This window comes from Fulvivirga sp. (assembly GCF_040220315.1).
Classification (GTDB): Bacteria; Bacteroidota; Bacteroidia; order Cytophagales; family Cyclobacteriaceae; genus Fulvivirga.
On the sequence record NZ_JAVJUY010000148.1, the window covers coordinates 1 to 17,088 of the forward strand.

At 38.3% G+C, this 17,088-nt stretch carries 11 protein-coding genes; 3 read left to right on the forward strand and 8 right to left on the reverse strand.

Annotated features, from left to right (window positions below):
- The 7 genes from RLO81_RS06985 to RLO81_RS07015 all read right to left on the reverse strand — a co-directional run.
- A partial coding sequence (locus RLO81_RS06985; protein ID WP_350109195.1) for a TolC family protein occupies nucleotides 1–1,051 on the reverse strand: 1,051 nt, incomplete at its 3' end.
- Between the two features lie 8 nt (nucleotides 1,052–1,059).
- On the reverse strand, nucleotides 1,060–1,749 hold the full coding sequence (locus tag RLO81_RS06990; protein ID WP_350109198.1) for an ABC transporter ATP-binding protein: 690 nt from the start codon (nucleotides 1,747–1,749) through the stop codon (nucleotides 1,060–1,062).
- Between the two features lie 149 nt (nucleotides 1,750–1,898).
- A complete protein-coding gene (locus RLO81_RS06995; RefSeq protein ID WP_350109201.1) occupies nucleotides 1,899–4,010 on the reverse strand; it encodes a tetratricopeptide repeat-containing sensor histidine kinase in 2,112 nt (703 codons plus the stop codon).
- Between the two features lie 70 nt (nucleotides 4,011–4,080).
- On the reverse strand, nucleotides 4,081–6,528 hold the full coding sequence (locus tag RLO81_RS07000) for an ABC transporter permease (RefSeq protein ID WP_350109204.1): 2,448 nt from the start codon (nucleotides 6,526–6,528) through the stop codon (nucleotides 4,081–4,083).
- Nucleotide 6,529: 1 nt separating this feature from the next.
- Entirely contained in the window at nucleotides 6,530–8,923 is a 2,394-nt protein-coding gene (locus RLO81_RS07005) for an ABC transporter permease (protein ID WP_350109207.1), read from the reverse strand.
- Nucleotides 8,924–8,933: 10 nt separating this feature from the next.
- Nucleotides 8,934–11,327 (reverse strand): ABC transporter permease, encoded by a 2,394-nt coding sequence (locus RLO81_RS07010; protein ID WP_350109210.1) that lies wholly within the window; start codon nucleotides 11,325–11,327, stop codon nucleotides 8,934–8,936.
- Between the two features lie 2 nt (nucleotides 11,328–11,329).
- A complete protein-coding gene (locus RLO81_RS07015; protein ID WP_350109213.1) occupies nucleotides 11,330–13,753 on the reverse strand; it encodes an ABC transporter permease in 2,424 nt (807 codons plus the stop codon).
- A gap of 209 nt (nucleotides 13,754–13,962) precedes the next feature.
- Here RLO81_RS07015 and RLO81_RS07020 point away from each other — a divergent pair, with 209 nt between their 5' ends.
- From RLO81_RS07020 to RLO81_RS07030, 3 genes are all read left to right on the forward strand, one after another.
- Nucleotides 13,963–14,496, forward strand: a complete 534-nt coding sequence (locus RLO81_RS07020; protein WP_350109216.1) for an RNA polymerase sigma factor — start codon at nucleotides 13,963–13,965, stop codon at nucleotides 14,494–14,496.
- Entirely contained in the window at nucleotides 14,486–15,040 is a 555-nt protein-coding gene (locus tag RLO81_RS07025; protein WP_350109219.1) for a YciI family protein, read from the forward strand. Before RLO81_RS07020 ends, RLO81_RS07025 begins: the two co-directional genes overlap by 11 nt.
- Nucleotides 15,041–15,225: 185 nt before the next feature.
- Complete coding sequence (locus RLO81_RS07030; protein WP_350109222.1) at nucleotides 15,226–16,587, forward strand: sigma-54-dependent transcriptional regulator; 1,362 nt, start codon at nucleotides 15,226–15,228, stop codon at nucleotides 16,585–16,587.
- Between the two features lie 44 nt (nucleotides 16,588–16,631).
- Here RLO81_RS07030 and RLO81_RS07035 read toward each other — a convergent pair whose 3' ends face one another.
- Nucleotides 16,632–17,018, reverse strand: coding sequence for a DoxX family protein (locus RLO81_RS07035; protein WP_350109225.1), 387 nt, complete (start codon nucleotides 17,016–17,018; stop codon nucleotides 16,632–16,634).
- Nucleotides 17,019–17,088 lie beyond the last annotated feature (70 nt).

Below are 17,088 nucleotides of genomic sequence, written 5' to 3' on the forward strand. Positions count from 1 at the left end.
CTTTTGCATTTTCGTAATCGAGTTTAGCATTATCATGATTTACTCGTGACCTGACATAATTGGTATTATTTTGCATACCGGAAAATATTGGAATACTAAGTCTTAGTCCATATTCTTTTCTTTGATTAGTATCGAATTGGTCAGAAAAATCAGGAATTGATGCATCGCTGTATCGTGAATTCAAACTACCATAAGCAGAGAGCGTTGGAATAAATGCAGATCTGTTTATTGCCATTCCTTTTTTGGTCGAAAACACATTTTTCTCCGCTCTAAGTAAATCTCCTCTATTACTCATTGCAGTATTGTACAAACTTTCCAAAGTATTCTCATCAAGTTCTTCCCTATTAAAAGACCAACTGGGTTGTGCTATTTCAAATGTAGTTTCAGGGTCAATTAACAGAGTTTGAGATAACGTTACTTTATCTCTCCTCAGTCTAATCTGTGCTCTTAGAACTGACAATTCTGCAGCTTTGACTGTAGCTTCCTGATTGTACTGATCTACTTTCGCTCTACTTCCAGCTTTCACCATTTCCGTAACCTGATTCAATTGTGTCTGCTGATTTTTCAAATCTTCTTGGGCAATTCTAAGCAACTCGGTATCCAATAAGCATTGTAGATATTGATTAGAAACATTAGTTATTACATCCTGCCTTGTTCGAGCCACTAAGTGCTGCTGTGCTTCAAGATTGGCATCTGCTTGCTTAATGGTATTGATATTGTTCATCCCATTAAATAAAACCATATTCGCATCTATTGTACCAAAAAAGTTAGAGGTTTCAGCATCATTTACAACCCTGGCCTCCTGTTCAATAAATTGGTTTCCTTGCACTCTCCAAGCCTGAGCAAATGCATTTACTGATGGGGCAATTCTGGCCATACTCGAACGCTTTTGCGCCTGGTTCACATATTGTTGGTTGTTTTGTTGTTTTAGACTTACATTATTATCTAACGCAATCTTTACGGCCTCTGAGAATAAAAGAGTATTTTCTTGAGCTACTGAAATTCCAGCACTTATAAGAATTGTTGTTATTGAGATAAGTATCCTTTTCATAGTAAAATTTAACTTCCTACTTTTTCTTTTCTTTCGTCAGAAACGATGGCACCATCTACAAGCCTGATGGTTCTATTGCCATATTCTGCATTCTTTTCAGAGTGCGTTACCTGAATAATGGTCATGCCTTCATCGTTCAACTTCTTAAAAATGTCCATGATTTCTTCGCCTTGCTCAGAATGTAGATTTCCTGTTGGCTCATCTGCTAACAAAAGTTTTGGCTGACCGATAATAGCCCTGGCCACACCTACTAGTTGCTGTTGTCCGCCTGAAAGCTGCTCTGGAAATAAGTCTTTTTTGGCTACCATTTGGAATCTATCCAGCATTTCAGCCACCATACTTTTTCTTTCAGAGCCTTTTACTCCTTTATATAGCAAGGGGGTTTCAATGTTTTCATATACTGTCAGTTCATCTATAAGATGATACGCCTGAAAGATGAAACCAATATGATGCTTATGCATTTCTGATTTCTTACGCTCTTTCATCTTATGTACAGGCTCATCATAGAAGTAATACTCACCCTGAGAAGGCTCGTCTAACATACCGATGATGTTCATAATCGAAGATTTTCCCGCCCCACCTGGCCCCCGGATGGTAACAAATTCACCCACTTTCACCGCCCGGTCAACCCCTTTTAAGATGAATGTTCTCTGAAATCTGCTATCGACATATTTGTCGACATTCTTAAGTTTTATCATTCCGACTTATTTAATTGTGAAACATTAAGCCAATAAATATGCCAAGTATCAAATAAGGCATTACAGGCCGTATGATACGAATGTACGTAATTTATACAGTTATGAATTGTCCGCTTATGGAATATAGTGTTTGATATCGGACACCATTATTAAAACTGGTCGATATCGGAGACTTTGGTATTACTTTTAGTTTCTGCCTGAAGTAGGATTTCGAACTGTGTGCCCGATTTATCTGATTTAATGAGTTCGATTTTACCGTTTAGCTTTCTAACTATAACAAGCACCTGATAGAGGCCCAAGCCATGGCCTTTGGAAGATTCACTTGCCCTGTAGAACATGTCAAACACACTCGGCTGATGTTCGATATCAATTCCGGAACCGTTATCTGAAAAGACCAACCTAACCCCTTCACCACTCAGCTCTAAAGCGATAGTTACTTTCAGCCTCGTACTTTCATTTCGGTATTTAATAGAGTTGGAAATCAGCTCATCCAGCAAATTTAACATCATATCCCTGTCACTTTTAAACATGACTTCATCAGGATTCACCACCTGCACTTTAATATTTGTTAGGGCATTATCTGACTCATGCTTTTCCATGAGATCATGCACCAGTTTTTCCAACGATATCCAACTGTAGTCGATTTCTTTATTTCTGATGATATGAATGGTACTAAGCTTCGATAGTAACTTATCCATTAATTCAGCGGTACTTTTTAATTTATCGAGCAGCTCTGGATTGTCTTTATCTATCTTCAATAAATTATAAATACCTAATATTTGAGCTACTGGATTTCTTAAATCATGTGCAGACTTATAAACAAATAGATCAAATTCTTTCAAAAGTTTGTTTAGCTCTTCTGTTCTAAGCAAAACTTCTTCTTCCAGATCAGTATTCTTACTTGAAAGCTGTTCATTCTTTTGGCTTATTAGTGCGTGGGCTCTTTCTAACTCCTTTTTTTGAACATCAATTTTAATGTTCGCTTCTTTTTGCTTTTTGTTATTTCTCACAAGGATAATGATCAAAACAACCATAAAAAGTATAATAACAAAAGAAAAATAATAAATGAGGCGATCCTTTTCGCTTTTTAATTGTGATTGTGCTTCTCTCGATTTTAAGGTTTCAATTTCCTGATTTTTGACATCTAAATCATACTGAAACCTTAAATTAGTAACAGCTTCACCCATCTGAATATCAAATAAAGAATCGCCCAACATTAATACTTTGGACTGGTACTCATACGCCTTGCTAAAGTCCCCCTTCCGTTCAAAACTTTTGGCCAGCATTTTATAGTCCTCTTTTGTTTCAATGGGCACACCAACAGCCTGATTAATTTTAAGGGATGAGTGATAGTTAGTAATTGCTTCATCTACCCGCCCAAGTTTGAATAGTGCATTCGCTTTGTGATGATACGCTTTTGCAATATGACGTTTTACCCCCTCTTCATTGGCTATTTCTAGTGATCTTTCAAAATATTCTAATGATTCAATTTCCAGGCCTACATCAAGATAAAGCTCACCTATATTGTAGAGCGCGGTAACCAACCCTTTTCTGTAATTAATAGCCTCTTTAATGTCTAATGATTGTCTTAAATAGTGGAGTGCAGAATCGTAATTTCTGGCATCTTTAAAATTAAGGCCCAGATTGTTTAATGCTGCTGACATACCCACGCTATCGCCAGCTATTGAAAATATTTCATATGCTTTGCGGGTGTATTCTCTTGAATTGCTGTAATCTCCTAATAGCTTATAAACAATTGCCAGATTGTTGTGCGAAGCGGCCACATCAATAGGAGTACCTATTTCCTCTGCCATACGCAGTGACTTCAAATAATATTCCACTGCCAACTGCAACCTGCCGGTATTTTTGTATACGAGGCCCAGGTTATTATAAAATTTAGAAACCAACAGCGAATCGCCTAACTCCTGCGCTACGCTTAACCCTGAAATCAAAAATTCGTGTGCTTTAGTAAAATTGCTTTTGCTTTCATGGTACAATCCCAGAATGTTATGGGCATTAGCAAAAGGATCCATTTGGTTAGATGCTACAGATAAATCAAGTGCTTGCAGGCAATAATCTCTTGCCTGATCCATGTCTGAAGCATATACCTGCTTTGCTAAATTTATAAGAATATACGATTTGGCTGAATCTGACCCTGAAGTTGTAAGCGCTTGTTTAAGGCTATCTAATTTATTAGCCTGCGTTTCCAAAAGTGGGAAACATGTAAATAAACAAATAATATAGCTTGCAAGGTTTTTCATTCAGCTCGAACTGAACAACAATATACTAATTGCAGGCAAATTATTCGTTAAACCTGTAAATTGGATTTACCTATTCATCAGTTAATACATCTGTTGGGTTGGTTAATGAAGCCTTAATGGAATGATAACCAACGGTAAAAGACGAAATAATCAAGACAATGCCCCCAATTACCACAAAAACCCACCACTGGATGTCGATACGATAAATGAACTGAGACAACCAATTGTCCATCGCGTACCATGCAATAGGTGCGGCAATAATCAATGAAATTAGAATAAGCTTGCCAAAGCCCCCACTAAATTGACTCAGAATATCCATTACAGATGCGCCCAATACCTTTCTGATGCCAATTTCTTTCACTCGTTCATTCGTGACATAAGAAGCTAAACCAAATAGGCCAAGACAAGCAATGAGTATGGCTATTACTGTAAATACAGCAAATAAACCACCCAGCTGCTGTTCTTGTCGGTATTGATTTTCATATTCCTGATCTAAAAAACTAAAGTCGAAAGGCGCATTATCTACGTACGCATTCCATTTGTTTTCAAGAAATTGAATGAACTCGGCAGGATTGCCCTCCCTTGTTCTAATAGATATAACTCTGGCATTGCCCCAAACTCCCGAACCAGCGTTAATGTGATAAAATATGTAAGGAGCAATAGGTGCGTGCAATGTGTAAAAGTTGAAGTCTTTCACAACCCCGATCACTTTTGCTTTACCCATGTCGTCACCACCATAGTAAATTTCCTGACCGAGCACATTCTCTTCTGTGTAACCAAACAGTTCCATAGTAGACTCATTGATGACTACAGAACGCTCATCTGCTTTATTTCCTTCTTTAAAGAATCGGCCATGTACCAAATCGATTTTCATGGTTTCTAATTGCCGCTCATCTGCCTTCATCATAGCAATGGGTTGCTCATAGCCAGAAGCAACATCACCAAAAATATCTTCATACGAACCTCGCCCGATTACATCCATACTTACTGATGCATTAATCACCTGCGGGTGATTTAGAATTTCATGATGAAATTTATCTAGGTGTGTACCCAATTTATCTGCCCAGTTAAGGACAATTACATTTTCTCTATCATAACCTAAATCTTTCTCAGTAAAGAACTGAAGCTGTTGATAAACAATAAAAGTGCAGATCATAAGTGTGGAAGATATGCTGAACTGAAGTACCACCAATGCATTTCTAAACCACTTGGCTTTGTTGCCTGAACGCAACTGACCTTTTAATACATTCACTGGTTTGTAAGCAGATATGCTAAAGGCCGGATATAAACCTGCCATAACACCAAGTACAATGAGAGCCATGAAGATGATTAAAAGTGTTGAAACATTTGTCCACTCTGTGGTGTGAAAAGTTGAGCCTAGATAATTCTCAATCGCAATTTTGAGAAACTCTGATAGTCCTAATGCAAGTAATCCGGCAATGAGGCAATTGATAATAGATTCGGATATAAACTGAAGAATTAATTGAGATCGTACAGAGCCTAACACTTTTCTTATTCCTATTTCTTTTGCCCGAACAGTTGCCCTGGCTGTTGCCAGGTTAATAAAATTAATGACTGCCAGAATGAGAATAAATACGGCAGTAAATGAAAATATATACATGTATTTCGCATCGCTTACCGGCCCTATTCGGTTTCCGATAGCTGCTGAATTCAGATAAATATCTTTTACAGGTTGCACATAAAATAACCAATCACCTTTATCCGCTAAAAATTCATCGTAGCTGATGCCCCAACGTTCTAAAACCGGTGCAGCATGTGTAGGAGCCAAGTCTTTTAATTTCGCTTCGAGTTGCTCAGGTTTAGCGTCAGGTACTAGTTTAACGTAGGTCACTACCTGAGTCCAAATCCAGTTGTTCTCTACATGTTTAATTCGCTCGTTTGTGTAAATAGAAACTAGAAAATCAAAGTTGAAATGGGCATTCGTGGGTTGTGTAGCTGTAATGCCAGTAATTGTTAGTGGTGTTCTTTCTTCCCCCATGAGCATTTCCTCACCAATAACATCTGTTTTACCAAAATATTTGATGGCTACATCTTCAGAAATGACAATCTTGTTTTTGCCAACTAATGCACTGGCTGGATCGCCATAGAGCAATTCAAAATCAAAAAATGAGAAGAAATTTGAGTCTGCTGCGAGAATATCTTCTTCATAATACGATGTCATTTTCCGATCATTCTCTAATCTGAAGATGTTGCTGCCCATTGTGTTTATTCGCAATGCCGATTCAATCTCAGGATAATCTGCACTCAACACTAACGCCAATGGTGGTACTGTAGAACTCATCACACCGCCTTCTGGCATCCAAATATTGGTCATGTTTACCCGATAAATTCTGTCCGTATCCTTATAAAAGGTATCATAACTTGTTTCGTGCAATACATAGCTTGAGATTAACAAACACGAAGCAATCCCTACTGCCAACCCTATGACATTCAGCAATGAGTATAGTGTGGTTTTAACAAAATTTCGATAGGCAATTTTTAAGATATTTCTAAACATATTATTCGTCTCTTAAGCATTGAACAGGATTTGCAGTAGCTGCCTTGATAGATTTATAGCCCACTGTGAGCATGGCCACAAAAACTGTAGCCACTAAACCGATTGCATAAAACTGCGGTGATATATCAATCCTATACTGAAAGTTTTGCAACCAATGATTTAAAGCATACCAGGTGAGCGGAACTGCAAAAACAAAGGCTATAATTATGAGTTTAAGGAATGAGACAGAGAACATTCCAACGATACTCATTACGGTGGCACCAAGTGTTTTTCTTACCCCTATTTCTTTTACCTTTTGGTTGGTCATGAACGAAGCGAGCCCGAAGAGGCCAAGGCAACCTACGATGATGGCTATGCCTGAGAAAAAACTAAATACTGTGGCCAACTGCTGTTCTGACTCATAAAACTCCTGTAATTGCTTATCATAAAATTCATATTCGTAATCATATTCAGGATAAAGGCTCTTCCATGCTTGTTTAATTTTGTCATTGGTAGATTTAAAAGAAGCCATATTCACTTTAATAGCTACTGCTCTGTAAGATCTCGCTTCGCTAAATAATGTGATTGTCATCAACTCATCATGCAACGAAACCGAATGAAAATCTTTCATTACACCAACAATGGGAACATTTTTACCATAGATTTTCATCTGTTTACCTATCGCATCTCGTGGTGTACCTTCAAAACCTACATATTTCAAAAGCTTTTCGTTAACAACTACTTCATTCAAAGTGTCAGATTGCTGTATATTTCTGCCCGCCAAAAGTTGAATATCATAAATCTCCAGAAAGTCTTCATCAGCATATTTCATAGCCGTATAAAAATCCTCTGGTGAGTCTTCAAATTTAAAATTCGACACTGCCACTGAGCCAGATGAAGGAGGACTGAACATGGTGCTTACTTCTTCTACTCCAGCCAGCTTGGCAAGCTCAGTTTTTAATGTTTTATGTTTATTCACATTTGGTTCAGGTATTCGGGTGTGTATGATAGCATCTTTACTAAACCCTAAATCCCTTTCTTTGAGATAATCCATCTGAAAAAGCACAATAAGCGTTCCCATGATGAACACCTGTGAGATAAAAAACTGAAATACGACCAACCCCTTCCGTAATGAAATACCGCCAGCATGTTTGTTGGTTATTTTATTCTTAAGAGCAAGCGCAGGTTTAAACCCAGACAAAACTAAAGAAGGATAAAAGCCCGCAAGAAATGTAATAATCAGTGTTCCTGCGCCTAGTAATCCTAAAAATGTAATGTCTGAAAACGATATATCCAGATTAATTTCCAGAAAAGGATTGAGATAAATAAGTATTAGCTCTGATATGCCAATACCCACAATCACAGATATCAAAACGATAAAAAAGGCCTCAGATAAAAATTGAAGTGCCAACTGTTTTTTAGTACCTCCCAGCACTTTTCTTATTCCAACTTCTTTAGAGCGTTTTACTGCAATGGCTGTAGAAAGATTGACAAAATTGATGCATGCGGTTATAAGTAAGAATATAGCCACAATCACTATCACCATCAACTGGTCTCTCGTTATACTGTCATATGTTAAATTGGACCACTTCTCATTAAAGTGCAGGTCGCTCATAGGTTGCACTTCGTAGAGTGAGTTATTATCATTATCCACAAATTTTGATCGAATTGCCATAATCCTTTCCTGAAAACTTTCAGTCGGAACAACCCCCTCAGGAAAAAGCATATAGCATTGATCATTACTACTCACACTCCCCCAAGAACCATCTTCAATTTTTTCATCAAGCGTTTTTAGCGAAATGAATATTTCATGAGGCATATCCGAGTTTTCCGGCTGATTGCTCACGATACCATCAATCACTAATTCATATGTTTTATTAAATATAACTGATTGACCCAGCGCATTGCCATTGGGAAATAACTGTTTAGCCACTGATTCTGAAATTACTGTGCTGCCGGGTTTTAGCAATGCAGTAGATTTATCACCTGCTAGCCACTTTTTAGTAAAAATATAGAAATAGCTATTTTCAGTAAAAGCGAGGCGCCTGTCACGCAATTCAAAATATTGTGGGCTTTGTGAGTCAGGATTTACGGTGAACATCATTTCCTCATAATGATCCCGAACATGGGCGATTTGCTCCACATCTGAAAGCTCTTCTTTGAGCACGTAAGGCAGAGGCGTTGGTACGCCTGTTGTGTAATCGCGTTGCCCACCCTGACCGTCAGATGAGTTTACGAGCCTGTAGATACGATCGTAATTATCTTCGAAGGTATTGTAGCTGTTAGAATACGCAGCTAGTAGAAATAGGATGATTGCGCAACCAATTCCCAGCGACAAACCTACTACATTTATGACCGTGTTTGTTGCGTTTCTGGTCAGATTTCTCAGTGTTGTTATCAGGTAATTTCTTATCATGAGTTTGTTGTTATTCGTCTTTTAGTACATCTACCGGATTTACCATGGCCGCCTTTAGCGATTTATAGCTGATAGTTACCAGCGTGAAGAAGAGTGAAATTCCTATGGATAAAACAAACACCATAGCTCCAATCTCAATCCTGAAAGCAAAGTCATTGAGCCAGCTGTTCATAACGTACCACCCTATTGGTGCCGCAAAGGCAAAAGCAATAATTGATAGCTTCACAAAGTCAACTGAAAACAATGCCAGAATCTGACTGATTTTTGCACCTAGCACTTTTCGAATTCCTATTTCCTTCAATTTGGAGTTAACCATGAATGACATTAGACCGAGTAAACCAATCACACCTATAAAAATTGCGACACCGGATAAAACTCCGAAGGTTCTACCAAGCCTTTGTTCTTCTTTATAAAAATTGGCTATTTCATCATCCAGGAAGTAATAGTTGAAAAAGTAATCCCCAAAAAATGCTTCCCACTCTTCTTGTACTCTGTTAATGGTACTTTTGGTATTGACTCCTGTTAACTTCACTGCTCCACGATAATGCATAGATGGCGCATACCATAGCGCAATTGGCCGTTGAGAATGATGTAGGGACATGGTATTAAAATTTTCTATCACACCGATGATGGTGCCATCTTCACCCCATACATTTAGTTTTCGCCCCAAAGCCTCCTCAGGATTACTAAGCATTAAATCTGATAAAGCCTTTTCATTAATTAAGTAGCTTCTGATTGTATCTCTGTTAGATACATTTCTACCTGCTATCAACTTCACTCCATATGTATATAAATAACTACTGTCAGCAAGCTTCACTTGCAAATGAGTATTAATTATTTCTTTACCATTATCAAATTTGGCCAGGCCACCCCATGTATTTTCAGAAGCAGTTCCCGTATTGGAGAATGAAACTGACTGTACACCATCTATTGCGTTGATCCGTTCACCCAATAGGGCTAAATCAACTTCCGTAGTTGGAATTCTAAACTCAACTACTGCCTCCGAATCGATACCCATAGGCTGTTCCATAAAGTAATTTACCTGCCTCATGACTACTAAAACAGCAATAATCAGGAATTGCGATACCAATATTTGACCAACAATCAGCACCTTTCGCAGCGAAAAGCCACCTCGCGATGTGTTAGTGATTTTATTTTTTAATGCTTCTATTGGTGAAAATCTGGAGATGATGAAAGAAGGATATAAGCCGGCTAGAAATGTAACAACAATTAAAAGTATAGCCAGGGAAGCAAAAAGCTCAATATTATATTCAATACCAGGTAGTCTATACCCAATGATTGTGTCGATACCAATGAGCATGAGTTCTGCTAACCCTAATGCAATGCCAATAGATATTAGTGTAATAAACCCTGTTTCTAAGAGGTATTGTAATTGGATTGATGCTCTGGATCCTCCCAGGACTTTTTTAATACCTATTTCTCTGGATCGCTTTACAGCAAATGCTGTATTGAGGTTAATAAAGTTGATACATGCAGTTACTAAAAGTAGTAACCCTAGTACAGCCATGGAATAAATTTCATTATAGGTAGCGGTCCTTTCACCGTAGTTAAAGTAGTTTTCATCGTGGTGAATTTCCTCCAAAGGCTGCAAGGCTAGCTCTATAATGGTTGGATCAGATTCTGCCTTTCTATCTTGTATGTAATTGACAATTTGCTCATGAAACGACTTTACATTAGTACCGTTTGCAAGCTTTACAATAGCATTTACTGTTGTTGAAGAAGCATCCCACCTTTCCCAGGCTCTATTCTTTTCGTCCGTGGAAAACGAAATGAGCATCTCGAAAGGAAAATCGGTATTCATCGGTGGATTCTCGATAATACCTGTGATTTTTAAGTCGTATACATTGTCAATTTTAATGACTTCACCCATTGCTGCGGATGGATCACCGAAGTATTTTGTTGCCAGGTTTTCAGATAAAATGACTGTGTAAGGGTCGTCCAATGAGTGGACTGGATCTCCAGAGATGAAGTTAACTTGAAAAATTTTAAAATAATCTGGCTGTACAAAAGCTTGAATAGCGTCATCTTCTTCAAACTTGATTTTCTGCCCATTTCGCATCAATGAAACTAGACCTTGTGGCGTATTTCCATCTATCATAGTGAAGTACTCTACCTGCGGATTGTCTTCTCTGAAATTCAAACGAATAGGAAATGGAATAGCTGCATCGTGACCAATACGATCACCATCAATGTGGTGTTGCACTAATCGAAATACTGACTCGGTATTTGGATGAAACGTATCGAAACTGAGATTGAATTTTATGATAAGGGCAACTAGAACAACCGCACTTATACCAATGCTAAGCCCCAATACATTAATGAGAGTATGCGCTTTATTTTTCGCTAATAATCTGGAGATTAACTTGAACGTATTTCTATTCATGACTACTCTGTTCTAAGTGCATTCACAGGGTTAGATATGGCCGCTTTCAGTGATTGATACCCAATAGTGATAAATGTTATGAGCGTTGAAAGAAAAAAGCCAACAGCAAAGAACCATACCTGCATATCAATCTGATAAGCGAAGTTGCTTAACCAGCCATCTAAGAAATACCAGGCAACTGGTGCTGCTAACATAAAGGCAATTATTACCAATGACAGAAAGTCCTTGGTGAAGAGCACCATTATACTTGGAATACTCGCACCCAATACTTTTCTTACTCCTACTTCTTTAGTTTTTTGAGCTACAACAAAGGAGATCACGCCAAGTAAACCCAAACACGATATAAAAATTGAAAGTAAACTAAACACAACCAGAAGATTATAAGCTCTTTCTTCTGTCTGATACAACTCAGCCACTGAATTGTCCATAAAGTCATACTCAAAAATCTGCTCAGGGTATACTTCTTCAAAAGTGTCTTTCATGAAAGCAATGGTTTCACGACTATTCTGAGCTGTTATATTAACACCAGCATTATAGTAGAACATTGGGAAGTTAACGATCATGGTGGGGCTAATAGCATTGTGAAATGACTTCGTGTGAAAATCTTTTACGATACCAATTATTGGGCCTGTCATACCTCCTACACCTGATGTGATCAGGGTACCTACGGCCTCCTCAGGGTCAGCAAAGCCCATTTTCTTAACGGCAGTTTCATTCAAAATGTAAACAAGTGCCTTTTCGGAAGCATCTTCTTGGAAGATATTAGTTGCCAGTTGTTCGTCCGATTCAGTGAACCATCTACCATGCAATAATTCTATCCCATAAGTTTCGTTGTAGTGAATGTCAGCAGGCTTCACCTCTACCTGCATGCCTTGTTCAGAAGTCTGATCTGATGGCCAAAAGTATGTTTCAAAATTACTTTCCGTGATAGGAGCCCCCAGGTTAAATGATACTTCTTTGATGTTCGGATTCCTTATCAATCGCTCCCTAAAGGTTTTTTGCTTGTCTAAATCATTTTGTCCTAAACCAATATTGATCACTGCATCTTTATTAAACCCGAGTGGTTGGTTTAGGAAAAATTCCATTTGACTAGAAATGATGATTGTTCCAATAATTAATATTTGAGAGATAAAAAACTGAACGATGATCAGGCCTTTTCTCAAAAATAGTGAGCTTGAGCTTTGTGAGTGTATGTTATTCTTTAATGCCTTAGTGGCGCTGAAACCGGACACCACCAGGGCTGGGTAGATTCCAGCTAAAATGGTTACAATTAGTACAATGAGTGCCGTAAAACCCAGAATACTGTAATCTTCAAGTACGTTTATAGATAATTCTGTATTGAATGAGCCGTTGAATAATGGTATAAGCCTTTCTGCAATAGCGATGGCCAATAGAGCGGATACCAGAGTAACAATAAATGTCTCACCCAGAAATTGAACAACTAACTGAAATTTCTGAGCCCCCAGCGTTTTCCTCACGCCAATTTCTTTAGATTTTCTTACCGCAAGTGCCGTAGAGAGGTTAATGAAATTTACACAGCCAACAAACAGAATGAATGCGCCAATGAGGCCAATAGTAATGAGCGTATCAATATTGGTTGCATTATTATTCCAACGCTGATCGTAATGAACCTCATCAATTGGTTGAAGTACAAAAGTTCGCCTGCCTCCATCCTGCTCTGGATAGTATTTTTGAATTACTGACTTAAATAGACCTTCCACTTCAGGTTTTTTTACACCTGGCAATAGCCTTACATAAGCATAACCTTCTGCACTCATCTGCCATGAGTCAATGTCTAAATCACCAAAATACTCGCTTGAAAAAGAAGGGTAAGAAATTACGTATTCAAATTCATGCTCTGTGTTGGCAGGGATATCTTCAAAAAGACCTACCACTTCCACTTCCAGCTTGTTATTGAACTTTATTTTCCTGCCAATTGGGTCTTTATCATTAAACAGACGTTTTGCCGTAGAAGCAGAAAGGAAAACGAAGTTGGGTTCGCCAAGACTCTTTGCCGGATCACCACTAAGCACTTTAAAGTTGAAAACATCAAAAAAACTTGAATCTGCAAATATGCCGTATTCAAACCTGAACTTTTCGCCATCAACAATTGCGGTAGCATCTTCGTCACTATGATAAAGCGTAGCAGCTTCAAATTGGCTGAAATCGGTTCGTAATGCATTGATTAATGGATAAGGGACGTTTTGTTCATAATCTCTTCCCTGAGCAGTTTCTGTAAACCGAACTACCCTGTAAAGTCTTTCAGAGTCGTTGTGGAAGTTATCATAGCTCAATTCATGTTTTATATGAATGTATATGAGCAGGCTGCCCGCTATACCTATTGTTAAACCGATGACATTGATAAGCGAAAACCACTTATCTTTTTTAATATTCCTGAGGGTGATTTTTAGATAATTTCTGAGCATCGTTCCAAAATTTGAATAGTGAATGCCAAAATAGATGCCATTTAAGGCAAACTCTCTCCATTTACCAAAAACAAGGAATTTAAAGATCTGGATTAATTAGGGTGTATCAAAAACGATACAGTGTAATGTAATGAAAACGATACAAAATAATTCTTCAACTCATACAACCATTTACTATCTTACATACACTAATGGTCAAATTGCAGGAATTGAATTCAACCGACAAAGAACTAGTAGAAAGCTTTTTAAAGGACGGGTCTACCGAAAGTTTTAACAGGCTTTATGAGTACTGCAACCCTGCCTTGTATCGAGTGGCTTATTTCCTTTCAAAAGGAAATGATAGCTACCTGCATGACCTGATTCAAGAAACCTGGGTAGTAATAATTCAGAGCCTCGAAAAGTTTGAAGGCCGGTCGAGACTTTCTACCTGGATGACGCGCATATTGATCAATAAGAACTATGACCATTTGCGAAAAAAACTTAAAGTAACTGACGACATCGATGAATTACAATTTGAAAACTCTATCGAAGCCCATACTTCTGTTTCCATGGATTTAGAGGAAACAATAAAGGCGCTGCCGCAAGGTTTTCGAATGGTATTACTATTACATGATTTGGAAGGCTATAAACATCGTGAAATTGCCGACATACTTAACATCAATGAAGGCACCAGCAAAAGTCAGCTCTTCCAGGCCAGAAAAAGAATGAGAGAATTAATGAAAGACTATCAGTATGAAAAATGATAATCTCACTAACGAAGAAAGTCAGGTATTTGAAAAATTGAAGGCCGACATAAAAGCGCCTGAACACTTGAAAAGCAAGGTGACTGATCGACTCATTCAGCTAGAATTAATTAAAAATGAAACGAACATGAAACAAATACACATTTATTGGGCCGCAGCAACCGTAACTGCTTTGGTATGCGGACTATTTATTGGAACCACATTTACGAACTCAAGCGTACCACCGACTAGCATGAACCAGTACGCCCTTTTCTTGTATGAAAATGAATCATTCGCACCAAATAATATGAGTAATCTCGTGGAAGAATACACCAACTGGGCCATTGCTATGAGTGATCAGGGCAAGTTAAGTGGCGCAGAAAAGTTGGCCGATAATGGCAAGTGGTTAGGCAACCAGAGTACCAGAAATTCGAATAGTGCGCTATCTGGTTACTTCATCATTCTGGCCAATGATTTTGAGGCGGCACTTGCCATAGCCAATAAACACCCGCATGTGAGATACGGTGGTGGTGTTGAGGTTAGGCCGATTGAGAAATTGAATTAATTGACCCAATCAAATAACTCCCCTCCTGGGAGGGGCTGAGGGTGGGTACTCATAAAACACATAGTTTTACCCACCCCTTACCCCTCCCAAGAGGGGAATATTTATATCAATAACAATTTAAAAGTGTATCATAAATGATACACTTTTGTTGTTTCTATACTTCTATTCATTCATTTTTGGAGTGAATGAAAACCAATGCCAACATACTCATTGTAGATGATGATCGTGATGTACTCGAAACAGCCCGCATGTTTCTGAAGCAAGAATTCTCAAGCGTTGATATCGAAGAAAACCCTGAAAAGATCCCAGGCTACTTCGAAATCAAAGATTATGATGTTATTCTGCTTGACATGAATTTTAAGAAGGGTGTCAATGATGGTGAAGAAGGTTTTCATTACCTCTCTAAAATTTTAGAGCTCGACCCGGAAGCGATAGTGATTCTCATTACAGCCTATGGTGAAGTTGATTTAGCGGTAAAAGCCATGAAAATGGGTGCTGCCGACTTCATTCTTAAACCATGGAAAAACCAAAAGCTACTAGGCACCATTCTTTCTGCCATTCAGCATAGAAAATCTAAAAAGGAGATTACCCGATTAAAAGCTGTACAACAGCAGAACGACCCATTCAAAAATTTAATTGGAACATCTGCGGCCATTGAAAAGGTGAAAGACCTTATAAGCAAAGTGGCCACAACTGATGCCAATGTACTTATTTTAGGCGAAAATGGAACCGGTAAAGAATTGGTGGCAAGAGCTTTACACGACCTTTCCAAAAGAAGTAACGAATCGTTTATCAATGTCGATTTAGGAGCTATCACCGAATCGCTTTTTGAATCGGAGCTTTTTGGGCATGTGAAAGGTGCATTTACGGATGCCAAAGCTGACAAAATGGGGCGGTTTGAAATGGCTCAAAATGGTACACTTTTTCTTGATGAACTCGGCAACCTCTCGTTACCTCTGCAAGCTAAATTACTCACTGCATTGCAAACTCAGAGAATCAATAAAGTGGGTTCAGCCAAGGAAATAAGTGTTGATTTTAGGCTTTTATCAGCCACCAACATGAATCTCAACCAAATGGTAAATGAGGGTACTTTCAGGCAAGATCTTTTATATAGAATCAACACGGTAGCCATTGAACTTCCTCCATTAAGGGAAAGAAAAGAAGATATTCCGATACTACTTAATCACTTCATTCAAATATTCTGCAAGAAATATCAGAAGCCGTTGATATCGGTAGATGAGCAAGTAATTGAAAAGCTAAAAGTATACCCTTGGCCCGGCAACGTTCGAGAATTGCAGCATGCCACCGAGCGAGCTATAATATTATCGGAAGAAAAAGTGATCACTAATGCTGATCAGTTTATTTCAACATCAACTTCTTCCCAGTCACATTCTGCCGAAGATGCCATAACACTTGATGAAATGGAGAAAGTGTTTATTCAAAAGTCATTAAAAGAAAATGATGGTAATGTAACTCAAACGGCTAAGCAACTGGGTTTAACGCGCACTGCGCTGTATCGTAGGTTGAATAAGTATGGGTTGGGTTAATGAGCACAGGGCATGGGGCAATGAGCGCAGAGCGAAGTAACGAATTAAACTTCCTTCCCTTTAAGCAGCATTTCATCCGACATATACTTCTTATCGAGCTCTACCCAGATAATAATGCTCGATAGACCAATGTTTGTGATATTCACAAGTATCATTAATACATCCAATGTCTGAAAGTGAGTGTACATTGCACCGCACATAATAGCCATCTGAATAAGGCTTGCCTTTACTCTAGTGCCAGGAATGAAAAGTCCTAATACAGAAATGGCTTCTAAGAATCCTATGAACATCATAAACTCGTAGCCCAGGCCATTGGCCATAAAATGTTCACACATTTGGCCCGTTAATTTAGCAAAAGCGGCCCCGAGAAACTGTACCGATAAAACCAGAATAATTATTCCCCGAAGCCACATTTTACTTTTCGTTGTCATATGAAGTTTTTACTACCTACACCTAATACGTAGAACTTTTCAGTCAGCTGTTAAAATATGTTGAACGGCA

Coding starts and splice junctions, on each gene's coding strand:
- RLO81_RS06990 (WP_350109198.1), bottom strand. CDS start 1,749: ATGATAAAACTTAAGAATGTCGACAAATATGTCGATAGCAGATTTCAG.
- RLO81_RS06995 (WP_350109201.1), bottom strand. CDS start 4,010: ATGAAAAACCTTGCAAGCTATATTATTTGTTTATTTACATGTTTCCCA.
- RLO81_RS07000 (WP_350109204.1), bottom strand. CDS start 6,528: ATGTTTAGAAATATCTTAAAAATTGCCTATCGAAATTTTGTTAAAACC.
- RLO81_RS07005 (WP_350109207.1), bottom strand. CDS start 8,923: ATGATAAGAAATTACCTGATAACAACACTGAGAAATCTGACCAGAAAC.
- RLO81_RS07010 (WP_350109210.1), bottom strand. CDS start 11,327: ATGAATAGAAATACGTTCAAGTTAATCTCCAGATTATTAGCGAAAAAT.
- RLO81_RS07015 (WP_350109213.1), bottom strand. CDS start 13,753: ATGCTCAGAAATTATCTAAAAATCACCCTCAGGAATATTAAAAAAGAT.
- RLO81_RS07025 (WP_350109219.1), top strand. CDS start 14,486: ATGAAAAATGATAATCTCACTAACGAAGAAAGTCAGGTATTTGAAAAA.
- RLO81_RS07030 (WP_350109222.1), top strand. CDS start 15,226: ATGAAAACCAATGCCAACATACTCATTGTAGATGATGATCGTGATGTA.
- RLO81_RS07035 (WP_350109225.1), bottom strand. CDS start 17,018: ATGACAACGAAAAGTAAAATGTGGCTTCGGGGAATAATTATTCTGGTT.